This window comes from Streptomyces sp. NPDC022552, from assembly GCF_055561875.1.
The window spans coordinates 1-12,167 of record NZ_JBVHGJ010000026.1 but is presented as its reverse complement, the minus strand read 5'-3'; the positions used below and the strand labels follow the sequence as shown (position 1 = coordinate 12,167).

Genomic DNA, 12,167 nt, shown 5'->3' with positions numbered 1-12,167 from the left:
CAGTTTTTCCCGTACCGGGTCAGTCCTGCCCGTACACGCGTCAGTCCTGCCCGTACCGGGGATCGACAGACTCGGGGGAGAGGCCGAGCAGCTCCGCCACCTGCTCGACCACGATCTCGTGGACGAGCAGCGCCCGCTCGTCGCGGCTCTTCGAGCGGATCTCGACGGGCCGCCGGTAGACGATCACCCGGGCCGGCCCGTCCTTCGCGGCGGGCGCGGAGCCGCCGAGCGGCACCGCCTCGCCCGGCACCGAGGGCGGCACGTCGAGCACCAGGAACTCGACGTCCGCCAGCTGCGGCCAGCGCCGCTCCAGACGCTCCACCGAATCCAGGACCAGATCGCGGAACGTGTCCGCCCGGCTCGCCGACAGCGGCACCTGCGGCGGGGCGACGGGCCCCCGCATCCCGCGGCCGTGCCGGTCGCGGCGGCGCGTCCGGGGCTCCGGATCCGGCCGCGCCTCAGCGGGGCGGGCCTCGGCGGAGTGGGACTCGCCCCCGTGGGGTTCGCCGGCGGGGTGTCCGCCCGCGTGGGACTCGGCCGGACGGGACGAGGGGCGCGGCGGCACAGGACTGTCCATCACTGACGCAGCGTAACTCTCCTCGGTGTCAGTCGGCCGTGGCGCACACGTGCCACCGCGATTCGTCCGCACCCGCGCTGTCGATAGTTGAACGTTCCGGCCAAGCGCGGGCTCGATTCCGTAGGGTCCCGCGATCGGCCATCTGGCCGTGGTTGACCGGATTCCGCTCGGACCGTGTCCGGATCGACCGCCGTCCCCGCCCCCGTTCGCTTCCTTACGCGCAGGTCAGGACGGCCCTCCCGAGAGGGGCCGTGGCCGACGTCACACCGCGACACGGTGGAGTGACCTGGTGGAGAGTCGTCGCGGCCCGCTCAAGAGTGCGGTACCGTCCAACGTCGTGAGCCCTGTACGTCGCTGTTCGCGCACCGCGTGCGGCCGCCCTGCCGTCGCGACACTGACGTACGTCTATGCCGACTCGACTGCGGTCCTCGGCCCGCTCGCCACCTACGCCGAGCCCCACTGCTACGACCTGTGTGCCGAACACAGCGAGCGCCTCACCGCGCCGCGCGGCTGGGAGGTGGTGCGGCTCTCCGACGGCTCCGCCCCGGCCCGCCCGAGCGGGGACGACCTGGAGGCCCTCGCCAACGCGGTACGGGAGGCGGCCCGCCCCCAGGAACGCGCGGCGGAGGCCGGCGGCAAGGGTGGCGGGGGCCGTGGCGGGGACCCCATGGAGGTCGGCCGTCGCGGACACCTGCGCGTTCTCCGCTCCCCGGACTCCTGAGTCTCCCGAGGAGCAACCCGCTCCGGAGCCGTCGGCCCGGCTGCTGAGCCCGGCTTCTGAGCCCTGCCGGGCTGAAGCCTCCCCCCGCCCTGCCCCACCCCCGATTTCCGGGCATTCCTCCCCCGACCGGTCAAGGCGCTCTGCCCTCCCGTGAGCGGCCCCCGGTAGGTTGGGCCTCCTGTTACACGCGCCGCACACGCGTGCCGAAGATGGCGTATTCAGGAGGGTTGTTCCGTGGCTGCTGATCTGTCGCAGATCGTGAAGGCGTACGACGTCCGCGGGGTGGTGCCGGAGCAGTGGGACGAGACGCTCGCCGAACTGTTCGGCGCCGCGTTCGTCCAGGTGACGGCCGCCGACGCGATCGTGGTCGGCCACGACATGCGGCCCTCGTCGCCGGGGCTCTCGGGCGCCTTCGCCCGCGGCGCGGCCCGCCTCGGCGCCGACGTCACCCTGATCGGGCTCTGCTCGACCGACCAGCTCTACTTCGCCTCGGGCAGCCTCGACCTGCCGGGCGCGATGTTCACCGCCTCCCACAACCCCGCCCAGTACAACGGCATCAAGATGTGCCGCGCGGGCGCCGCCCCCGTCGGCCAGGACACGGGCCTCTCCGAGATCCGTACCCTCGTCGAGCGCTGGTCCGACGAGGGCGCCCCCGAGGCCGCCGCCACGACCGGCACGATCACCGAGCGGGACACCCTCGCCGACTACGCCGCACACCTGAAGGCGCTGGTGGACCTGGCCGCGATCCGCCCCCTGAAGGTCGTCGTGGACGCGGGCAACGGCATGGGCGGCCACACCGTCCCCACCGTCTTCGCGGGCCTCCCGCTCGACCTCGTACCGATGTACTTCGAGCTCGACGGCACCTTCCCGAACCACGAGGCCAACCCGCTCGACCCCGCCAACATCGTCGACCTCCAGGCCCGCGTCCGGGCCGAGGGCGCCGACCTCGGCCTCGCCTTCGACGGCGACGCCGACCGCTGCTTCGTGGTGGACGAGCGCGGCGAGGCGGTCTCCCCGTCCGCGATCACGGCCCTCGTCGCCGCGCGCGAGCTGGCGAAGACCCCCGGCGGCACGATCATCCACAACCTGATCACCTCCTGGTCCGTCCCCGAGGTCGTCCGCGAGAACGGCGGCAATCCGGTGCGCACCCGCGTCGGCCACTCCTTCATCAAGGAGGAGATGGCCAAGACGGGCGCGATCTTCGGCGGCGAGCACTCCGCGCACTACTACTTCAAGGACTTCTGGAACGCCGATACGGGCATGCTCGCGGCGCTCCACGTCCTCGCCGCCCTCGGTGGCCAGGACGGCCCGCTGTCGGAGCTGGTCTCCTCGTACGACCGCTACGTCGGCTCGGGCGAGATCAACTCCACGGTCTCCGACCAGGCGGGCCGCACGGCGGCCGTCAAGGCGACGTTCGCCGGGCAGGACGGCATCGGCATCGACGAGCTGGACGGTCTGACGGTGGCGGCGGACGACTGGTGGTTCAACCTGCGCCCGTCGAACACTGAGCCACTGCTGCGCCTGAACGTGGAGGCCCGTGACGAGACCACCATGGCCAAGATCCGCGACGAGGTCCTGGACCTGGTCCGCGCGACCGGTTGACACCACTCTTCCCGCCGGGGGACGGCACGGACGGCCGAGCCGCGCGCCCCGTCCCCCGGCGGTAGGCTGACCTGGCCCAAAGGGCAGCACCATCATCTCGTTTGTTCGAAGGGACACCTCATGCCGCTCGAAGCCGGCCTCCTGGAGATCCTGGCCTGCCCGGCGTGCCACGCGCCGCTGAACGACCGTACGACGGCCGAGACCCCCGAACTGATCTGCACGAGTCCCGACTGCGGCCTCGCGTACCCGGTCCGCGACGGCATCCCGGTCCTCCTGGTGGACGAGGCCCGCCACCCGTAGCAACCCCGCGTGGGACGCGTGCCCGTCGGCAATCGCCCGCAACCCCCACCCACCCCCCTGTTGGCAAATCGTCCCTCTGGGCGGTGGGGGTCCCCCGGACGAAATCCGGGGGAGGGTGGGCACACGGGACGGCGCCCCTGCGGGTGCGTCCGCCCCGACCGCGCCCCCACGAGGGCCCGCACCGCGCAAGCGTCCGCACCGCGCAAGCGCCCCGGCCCAAGACCCCGCACCGCGCCCGCCCGCAGGGCCCCGCCCCGCCCGTACCCGGAGGCACCGCCCCATGCTCGACGAGACCGTCCTCGACGCCCCGGACGCCCTCGCACTCGCCGACCGCCGCGGTCTCCTCCGCGGCGCCGCCGAGGCCGGCGCACGGGTGCGGACCGCCGCCCGCCACGCCGCCGAAGCGGGCATCTCCGAGCTCAGCCCCGAGGGCCGCCCCCGCTCCGTCCTCGTCGCGGGACCCGGCACCGCCGCCGCGGGCGTCGCCGACCTGGTGGGCGCGCTCGCAGGAGCGGCGGCCCCCGTGATCCGCCTCCAGCCCACCGGCGTCGCCCCCGCCTCCGGCGCCCTGCGCTGGGCCCTGCCCGGCTGGGCAGGCTCCCTGGATCTGCTCCTGATCCCGACGACCGACGGCTCCGAACCCGGGCTCGCGCTCCTCGCCGAACAGGCGTACCGCCGCGGCATCACCGTCGTCGCCGTCGCCCCGAAGACCTCCCCGCTGGCGGAGACCGTCAGCGCCCCGCGCGGACTGCTCGTACCGATGGCCATGGCACCGCACGAGAGCGCCGTGGAGTACGAGGAGACGCTCGCCGCGGGCCCCGGAGCCCTGTGGGCCCTGTTCACGCCGCTCCTCGCACTGCTGGACCGCGTCGGCCTCCTCGAAGCGCCGTCCGAGACGCTGGAGAAGGTCGCCGACCGCCTCGACAGCACGGCCGAGCGCTGCGGCCCGGCCATCGCCACGTACAGCAACCCGGCCAAGACGCTCGCCGCCGAACTCGCCGACACGCTGCCGCTGATCTGGACCGAGGGCGACGCCGCCGGACCCGTCGGCCGCCGCTTCGCCGCCGTACTGGCCGAGCTGGCCGGCCTGCCCGCGCTCGCCGCCGAACTGCCCGAGGCGCTGCCCGCCCACGGTGTCCTGCTCGCGGGCGACTACGCGGCGGGCGCCGACCCCGACGACTTCTTCCGCGACCGGGTGGACGAGCAGCAGGCCTTGCGCGCCCGGGTCGTCCTGCTGCGCGACCGCCCGGCCGACGCCGGCGGTCTGACGGCCGCCCCCGCCGCGCGGGAGCTGGCCCTCAGCCACGGCACCGCCATCAGCGAGCTGGAACCGCTGGTGGCGGAGGAGGCGTCGGGGGAGAGCGGCGAGCTCCTGGAGACACTGGCCGAACTGCTCGCCGTCACCGACTTCGCCGCCGTCTACCTGTCGCTGGCGTCGGCCGGGATCGCACCACCCCACGCATAACCGTCATACGCGACCCGACCCCGCCCCACCCACAACCCAAGACCGCCCCCGACGAACCACCCGTCCCACGACGCCGCCACGTCCCACGACGCCCCCACCTCCATCACCGCACCGAGGAAAGCTGGAAGGCTCCATGGACCGCCTCGTCAACACCGTCCGCCCCTATGCCTGGGGTTCCACCACGGCCATCCCCGAGCTGCTCGGGACCACCCCCACCGGCGAGCCCCAGGCCGAGATGTGGATGGGCGCCCACCCTGGAGCCCCCTCCCGCACGGAGCGCGGACCGCTCAACGAGGTCATCGACGCCGATCCCGTACGCGAGCTGGGCGCCCCGGCCGTCGGGAAGTTCGGCCCGCACCTGCCCTTCCTCCTCAAGGTGCTCGCCGCCGGAGCCCCGCTCTCCCTCCAGGTCCACCCCGACCTCGCCCAGGCGAAGGCCGGATTCGCCGCCGAGCAGGCGGCCGGCGTCCCCATCGACGCGCCGCACCGCAACTACAAGGACGCCAACCACAAGCCCGAACTGATCTGCGCCCTCACGCCGTTCCACGGGCTCTGCGGCTTCCGCGACCCGATCGAGGCCGCCGACACGATCGCCGCGCTCGGCGTCGACTCCCTCAAGCCGTACGTCGATCTGCTGCACGCCCACCCCGAAGAGGCCGCGCTGCGCGAGGTCATGACCGCCCTGCTCGCCGCCGACCGCGAGGAGATGGCGCACACCGTCGCCGAGGCCGCGGCCGCCGCGGAACGCCTCGGCGGCGCCCACGCCCCGTACGCGGCCCTCGCGCACCACTATCCGGGCGACGCCGGCGTCATCGCCGCCATGCTGCTCAACCCCGTCCAACTCCAGCCCGGCGAAGCCCTCTTCCTCGGAGCCGGCGTGCCGCACGCCTATCTCGACGGCCTCGGCATCGAGATCATGGCCAACTCCGACAACGTGCTGCGCTGCGGTCTGACGCCCAAGCACGTCGACGTCCCGGAGCTGCTGCGGATCGTCCGCTTCGAACCGACCGACCCGGGCGTCCTGCGCCCGGAGGCCTCCCCCTCGGGCGAGGAGGTCTACGAGACCCCCATCGACGAGTTCCGCCTCTCCCGTTTCGTACGGGCCGAAGGCGCGGCGCCCACCGACGTCACCGCCACCACCCCGCAGATCCTGCTCGCCGTCGCGGGCCGGCCGAAGGCGGGCGACGTGACCCTCGCCCCCGGCGAGTCCGTCTTCGTACCGGCGGGCGAAACGACCGAACTGTCCGGTACGGGAACGGTCTTCCGCGCCACCGTCGTGGCCTGATGCAACAATGACCGGCCGAATGGCGACAGTGCCGGAGTACCGACGAAGGGAACACGTACACCCATGAGCGCGTCAGGCGGAACCAAGGCGATCGTGGCGGCACTCGCCGCGAATCTCGCGATCGCGGTAGCCAAGTTCGTGGCGTTCCTCTTCAGCGGTTCGTCCTCGATGCTGGCCGAGAGCGTGCACTCGCTCGCCGACTCCGGCAACCAGGGCCTGCTGCTCCTCGGCGGCAAGAAGGCGAAGCGCGAGGCGACTCCGCAGCACCCGTTCGGCTACGGCCGCGAGCGGTACATCTACGCCTTCCTCGTCTCGATCGTGCTCTTCTCGGTCGGTGGCATGTTCGCCGTCTACGAGGGCTACGAGAAGATCAAGCACCCGCACCCGATCGAGGACTGGTACTGGCCGATCGGCGTGCTCGTCTTCGCGATCATCGCCGAGACCTTCTCCTTCCGCACGGCCATCAAGGAGTCGAACGCGATCCGCGGCGGCCAGTCCTGGAAGGAGTTCGTGCGCCGCGCGAAGGCGCCCGAGCTTCCGGTCGTCCTCCTGGAGGACCTCGGCGCGCTCATCGGCCTCTTCCTCGCCCTCGGCGGTGTCGGCATCGCGCTGCTCACGGGCGACGGCGTCTGGGACGGCATCGGCACCCTCTGCATCGGTGTCCTGCTCATCGTGATCGCGATCGTCCTCGCCGCCGAGACCAAGTCGCTGCTGCTCGGTGAGTCCGCGGGCGTCGAGGACGTGAAGAAGATCGAGGACGCGGTCGTCGACGGCGAGTCGGTCACCCGCCTCATCCACATGCGCACGCTCCACCTCGGCCCTGAGGAGCTCCTCGTGGCCGCCAAGATCGCCGTCCGCCACGACGAGTCGGCCACCGGGGTGGCTCACGCGATCAACGCGGCCGAGGAGCGCATCCGCGCGGCGGTCCCGATCGCCCGGGTCATCTACCTGGAGCCGGACGTCTACAGCGAATCGGCGGCCGCCGCAGGCGTCAACCCGGCCAAGTCCCCGGGCGGCCCGGGCCACTGACACGCACCACAGGGGCCCGGGGTCATCAGGACACGGCGCCCGCACCACAGGGGCCCGGGGTCATCACGACCCCGGGCCCCTCCGCCTGTCGGTCGCGACGATGATGCCGCCCCGCCCGACGTGCTGACATCGTTGTCGGGGAGGGCGTCGTCGGGCCCGACGGACCCTTGGATCTCGGACAGGCGGTCACCGCGAGCAGCCGCACCCTCCGCTCCTCGCTCGCCGGCCTGGCCACAGGCCTCTCCTCGCGCTCGCTGCTGATTCCAGAGCAGCGCACCTCAGGCGCGCGCAGTCAAAAGTCCCTGAAGTCCGCTCTGTTCGGGCCTCTGGGCCCGCCGCGGGCGGCGAAACCGGCCGAATCCCGGGGCAGGCCGGACTGTAGGTCGCCGCACTGATCGGTGTAGATTCGTGACCAGCCAGACGTCGCTGCTGATGGCGGTCGGGCGGTCCGCGGGACCGGCCGAGGGAGAGAGGGCCTCCGACGACTGCACCGCGGGAGTACCCGGGCATTCGTGTGCCCGCGCTACGCACGTCGCGGTGTCAGGCGCCCCACCGACCCTCGAACCCGATCCACGAGGAGCAGCCCAGTCATGACGACTGCCGCCACCCAGCAGGACTTCAAGGTCGCCGACCTGTCCCTGGCCGCCTTCGGCCGCAAGGAGATCACCCTCGCCGAGCACGAGATGCCCGGTCTGATGTCGATCCGCCGCGAGTACGCCGACCAGCAGCCGCTCGCCGGCGCCCGGATCACCGGCTCCCTGCACATGACCGTGCAGACGGCCGTCCTCATCGAGACCCTGGTCGCCCTCGGCGCCGAGGTCCGCTGGGCCTCCTGCAACATCTTCTCCACCCAGGACCACGCCGCCGCGGCCATCGCCGTCGGCCCGAACGGCACCCCCGAGGCCCCCGCGGGCGTCCCGGTCTTCGCCTGGAAGGGCGAGACCCTGGAGGAGTACTGGTGGTGCACGGAGCAGGCCCTGACCTGGCCGAACACGCCCACCGGCGGCCCGAACATGATCCTCGACGACGGCGGTGACGCCACCCTCCTCGTCCACAAGGGCGTCGAGTTCGAGAAGGCCGGCTCCGCCCCGGACCCGTCCACCGCGGACAGCGAGGAGTACGGCCACATCCTCCGCCTCCTCAACCGCACCCTCGGCGAGAACCCGCAGAAGTGGACCCAGCTCGCGTCCGAGATCCGCGGCGTGACCGAGGAGACCACCACCGGCGTCCACCGCCTGTACGAGATGCAGCAGGCCGGCTCCCTCCTCTTCCCGGCGATCAACGTCAACGACGCCGTGACGAAGTCGAAGTTCGACAACAAGTACGGCTGCCGCCACTCCCTCATCGACGGCATCAACCGCGCCACCGACGTCCTCATCGGCGGCAAGACGGCCGTGGTCTGCGGCTACGGCGATGTCGGCAAGGGCTGCGCGGAGTCGCTCCGCGGCCAGGGCGCTCGCGTCATCATCACGGAGATCGACCCGATCTGCGCGCTCCAGGCGGCGATGGACGGCTTCCAGGTCACCACGCTGGAGGACGTGGTCGAGACGGCCGACATCTTCATCACCACCACGGGCAACAAGGACATCATCATGGCGTCCGACATCGCCAGGATGAAGCACCAGGCCATCGTCGGAAACATCGGCCACTTCGACAACGAGATCGACATGGCCGGCCTGGCCGCCACCCCCGGCATCGTCAAGGACGAGGTCAAGCCCCAGGTCCACACCTGGACCTACCCCGACGGCAAGGTCATCATCGTTCTCTCCGAGGGCCGTCTGCTGAACCTGGGCAACGCGACCGGGCACCCGTCGTTCGTGATGTCGAACTCCTTCGCGGACCAGACCCTGGCCCAGATCGAGCTCTTCACCAAGCCCGAGCAGTACCCGACCGACGTGTACGTGCTCCCGAAGCACCTGGACGAGAAGGTCGCCCGCCTCCACCTCGCCTCGCTCGGTGTGAAGCTCACGACCCTCCGCCCGGAGCAGGCCGCCTACATCGGCGTCGAGGTCGAAGGCCCGTACAAGCCGGACCACTACCGCTACTGATGCCGGTCCGGACGGCGCCCGTGAACTGACGCACGCCCGTCCCGCGCACCCGTAGAGGAATCAGGCAGGCCCCCGCACCCCCGTGCCGGGGGCCTGCCTCGTCTATCGCCCCCGCAAGCACCCCGAGGACCCATGCCCCGCGGCCGCTATTCGCTCCATGATCCGCACGATCACACCCCCCTCGGTGAAGAGCACTTCAACTGCGCGCCCGGCCCCTCCGGCTGGCGCTACGTCTCACAGACCACCACCCCCTCCGGCGAGCACGCCGGCTCCGTCGACCTGGCCATCGACGAACTCGGCCGCCCCATCCGACTCGAACTCCACGCCGCGAGCTGGCAGGTCCGCGGCGCCGCCCTCGACGGCGTCACCTGGGTCCGCACGGACCCCACCGGAACCCATGCCACCGAAGGCAATGTGCGCGCCCACGCCTTCACCGGCACGTCCCCGGCGTTCCTCGTCGCGATCACGCGACTCCTGCGACTCACCCCCGCTTCCCCCGCGACCCGCGTCAGGCTCGTCGCCTTCACGGATCCCGTGCTCGCCCCCCTCACCATCGACCAGTCCTGGGCCCTGGTGAACAGTGAAGCGCACCCCACTGACAACGACCGTCTGATCGTGGACGAGTACCAGGTCAACGCCCTGGACACGGGCGAACAGCACACGGTTCACATCGCCGGAGACGTAGTCCTCTCCGCCCCCGGCATCGAACTCGAATCCCTCGACACCCCGCCGTCCGTCTTCCCCTGACGACCGGCGCCGGCCATCAGGCGGGCGGCGCGAACCCGGTGGATCGCCGGGGCTCCACGGCCGGCGGGGCAGGTGCCACGAACCCCGGCACACCGCCCGCCGTTCCCGGCGAGGGAGAGAGCGCAGAAGGGGACGGAGGAGAGGAAGCAGAAGAGGCACCGGCAGAGGCACCAGGAGAAGGGGAGGAAGCGAAAGCCCGCCGCGCGTCCCGCGCCTGCCGCTCGCCGACGACCCCGGCCAGATACGCCGCCGCCGGCACACCGGCCGGCGGCGGGGTCCCCGTCCGCGCGACCAGCTCGTCGGCCAGGCGCTCCGCGATCCGCTGCCCCACGGCCGGGTCCAGCTGTCGCATCCGCGTCAGGTACTGCCGTATCTCCAGCCACAGCGCGTCCGGCACAGCGGAGAGATCCAGCTCCGTGAACCGTCCCACGAGCCACGGCGGGGGAGGGGGCACGACCGAGGTCCGAGCGGCCGGCACCCGCTCCCGCACGACGAGCGTCCCGGCGAAGACATCCCCGATCCGCCGTCCGCGCGCGGAGACGAGGGAGGCGATACAGGCGACCGTCCCGAACGTCATGAGGATCTCCACCACCCCCATCGCCCCTCGCACCAGCGCGTGCCGGAAGCGGATCGGTCCACCGTCGTCCCGCACCACCCGCAGCCCGCAGGCCAACTTCCCCAGCGACCGCCCGCGCGACAGCGTCTCCACCGCGATCGGCGCGCCCACGAGGACCAGAAGGAAGGAGGCGATCGACATCGCCGTCTGCGCCGCCTCGTCGAGCGATGCCGTCGCCACCGCGAGACCGACCGTGATCAACAGATAGACCGCCCACACCACGAGCGCGTCGAGTAGCAGCGCCAGAGCCCGGCTCGGCAGCCGCGCCGGCTGCAACCCCAGTACGACGGCGTCCCCCGTCACCACCCCGCTCACGGCACCCACCCTTCACCGACCTACCCCGACCCCTCGGTACGACAGTCTGCCAAGCTGACCCGCAGCGCGCCGCAGTAGTACGGACCCGTACGCACCCAGTGCCTGGAGCAGCAGCCGATCATGGACCTCGACGTCTACGTCACCGCCCACCGCGCCGAGTGGGACCGCCTCGACCAGCTCCTGCGGCGCGGCGGCAAGCTGAGCGGTGCCGAGGCCGACGAGCTCGTCGCCCTGTACCAGCGGACGGCCACCCACCTCTCCCTGATCCAGTCCAGTGCCCCGGACCCCATGCTCACGGCCCGGCTCACCCAACTCGTCGCACGCGCCCGCGCCACGGTCACCGGCACCCGCCGCTCCTCCTGGCGCGACGCGGTCCGCTTCCTGACAGCCGGCTTCCCGGCGGCCGTGTACCGCTCACGCCACTGGTGGGTCCCGACGGCAGTCCTCTCCACCCTCCTCGCGGTACTCATCGGCTGGTGGATCGGTACGCACCCGGAAGTGCAGTCGGCCATCGGCGCCCCGGCGGAGCTGCGGGAGATGACCCGCTCCGGCGGCCAGTACGAGACGTACTACTCCAGCCATCCGGCGGCCTCCTTCGCCGCCCAGGTCTGGACGAACAACGCCCAGGCAGCAGCCATGTGCCTGGTCCTCGGCGCGTTCCTCTGCTTCCCGGTGCTCTGGATCCTCTTCCTCAACATGCTGAACCTCGGCGTGGCCATCGGCCTGATGTCCGCGGCAGGCCGCCTCGACGTCATGCTGGGCCTGCTGCTCCCGCACGGCCTCCTGGAACTGACCGCCGTATTCGTCGCCGCGGGCACGGGTCTCCGCCTCGGCTGGACCCTCATCGAACCGGGCCCGATGACCCGCCGAGCCGCGTTGGCCGAAGAGGGCCGCGCGGCCGTGGGCATGGCGATCGGCCTGGCCCTGGTCCTGTTCCTCTCGGGCCTCATCGAAGGCTTCGTGACCCCGTCGGGGCTCCCGACCTGGGCGCGCATCGCCATCGGAATAGCCGCCGAGCTGGCATTTCTCGTCTACGTCTATGTCCTGGGCGCCCGCGCCGTACGAGCGGGGGACACGGGCGACGTCGAGGAGACCGACCGCAGCGCGGCCCTGCCGACGGCTGCCTGATGTGCGGACGACCCCGCTGACCTGCTAGTCTCCTCCTCGCCCACAAAAACCGTTGACACGGTTCGCGTGGGGAGGTAGATTCAAACGGTTGCCTCGGACTGGACAAGTTCGAAGGCCAGCAGCTAGAGTCTCTCTCGCTCCGGTCGGGAAGTTGATTTCCACGGAGCCACCCCGATTCCTTATTCGAATCACGAAGCCACCGATTAGGTCGGCCGAAATGAATCTGATAAAGTCGGAATCGCCGGAAAGGGAAACGCGAAAGCGAAGAACAGCCCGGCAGCCCGCTCCAGCGGGTGGCAGAAACGGAAAACGGATCTGCTAAGCTGGAAACACG

At 71.6% G+C, this 12,167-nt stretch carries 11 protein-coding genes; 9 read left to right on the top strand and 2 right to left on the bottom strand.

Translation table 11 applies throughout. From position 1 onward, the window contains the following. Positions 1-40: 40 nt before the first annotated feature. Positions 41-577, bottom strand: coding sequence for a metallopeptidase family protein (locus tag ACZ3OF_RS35525; RefSeq protein ID WP_361681611.1), 537 nt, complete (start codon positions 575-577; stop codon positions 41-43). 289 nt (positions 578-866) lie between these two features. Here ACZ3OF_RS35525 and ACZ3OF_RS35520 point away from each other — a divergent pair, with 289 nt between their 5' ends. From ACZ3OF_RS35520 to ACZ3OF_RS35485, 8 genes are all read left to right on the top strand, one after another. Further along, positions 867-1,298: a DUF3499 domain-containing protein gene (locus ACZ3OF_RS35520; protein WP_361681608.1), complete on the top strand. Its 432-nt coding sequence runs from the start codon at positions 867-869 to the stop codon at positions 1,296-1,298. A 234-nt stretch (positions 1,299-1,532) separates the two neighbouring features. Further along, positions 1,533-2,900 (top strand): phosphomannomutase/phosphoglucomutase, encoded by a 1,368-nt coding sequence (locus ACZ3OF_RS35515; RefSeq protein ID WP_361681605.1) that lies wholly within the window; start codon positions 1,533-1,535, stop codon positions 2,898-2,900. Positions 2,901-3,020: 120 nt separating this feature from the next. After that, the gene (locus tag ACZ3OF_RS35510; RefSeq protein WP_361681602.1) at positions 3,021-3,200 is read left to right on the top strand and encodes a Trm112 family protein; all 180 of its coding nucleotides are present in this window, start codon (positions 3,021-3,023) and stop codon (positions 3,198-3,200) included. 280 nt (positions 3,201-3,480) lie between these two features. Then, on the top strand, positions 3,481-4,665 hold the full coding sequence (locus ACZ3OF_RS35505; RefSeq protein WP_361681599.1) for an SIS domain-containing protein: 1,185 nt from the start codon (positions 3,481-3,483) through the stop codon (positions 4,663-4,665). Positions 4,666-4,798: 133 nt separating this feature from the next. Then, positions 4,799-5,950, top strand: coding sequence for a mannose-6-phosphate isomerase, class I (gene manA / locus ACZ3OF_RS35500; protein WP_467308975.1), 1,152 nt, complete (start codon positions 4,799-4,801; stop codon positions 5,948-5,950). Between the two features lie 63 nt (positions 5,951-6,013). Then, entirely contained in the window at positions 6,014-6,979 is a 966-nt protein-coding gene (locus ACZ3OF_RS35495; protein WP_361681593.1) for a cation diffusion facilitator family transporter, read from the top strand. A 590-nt stretch (positions 6,980-7,569) separates the two neighbouring features. Beyond that, the gene (gene ahcY / locus ACZ3OF_RS35490; RefSeq protein ID WP_361681590.1) at positions 7,570-9,027 is read left to right on the top strand and encodes an adenosylhomocysteinase; all 1,458 of its coding nucleotides are present in this window, start codon (positions 7,570-7,572) and stop codon (positions 9,025-9,027) included. Between the two features lie 132 nt (positions 9,028-9,159). Then, positions 9,160-9,774 (top strand): hypothetical protein, encoded by a 615-nt coding sequence (locus ACZ3OF_RS35485; RefSeq protein ID WP_361681587.1) that lies wholly within the window; start codon positions 9,160-9,162, stop codon positions 9,772-9,774. Positions 9,775-9,790: 16 nt separating this feature from the next. On the opposite strand, the gene ACZ3OF_RS35480 is transcribed toward ACZ3OF_RS35485, so the two are convergent. Beyond that, positions 9,791-10,705, bottom strand: a complete 915-nt coding sequence (locus ACZ3OF_RS35480; RefSeq protein ID WP_361681584.1) for an RDD family protein — start codon at positions 10,703-10,705, stop codon at positions 9,791-9,793. Positions 10,706-10,825: 120 nt separating this feature from the next. On the opposite strand from ACZ3OF_RS35480, the gene ACZ3OF_RS35475 reads away from it, so the two are divergent. After that, complete coding sequence (locus tag ACZ3OF_RS35475; RefSeq protein WP_467308971.1) at positions 10,826-11,833, top strand: stage II sporulation protein M; 1,008 nt, start codon at positions 10,826-10,828, stop codon at positions 11,831-11,833. Positions 11,834-12,167 lie beyond the last annotated feature (334 nt).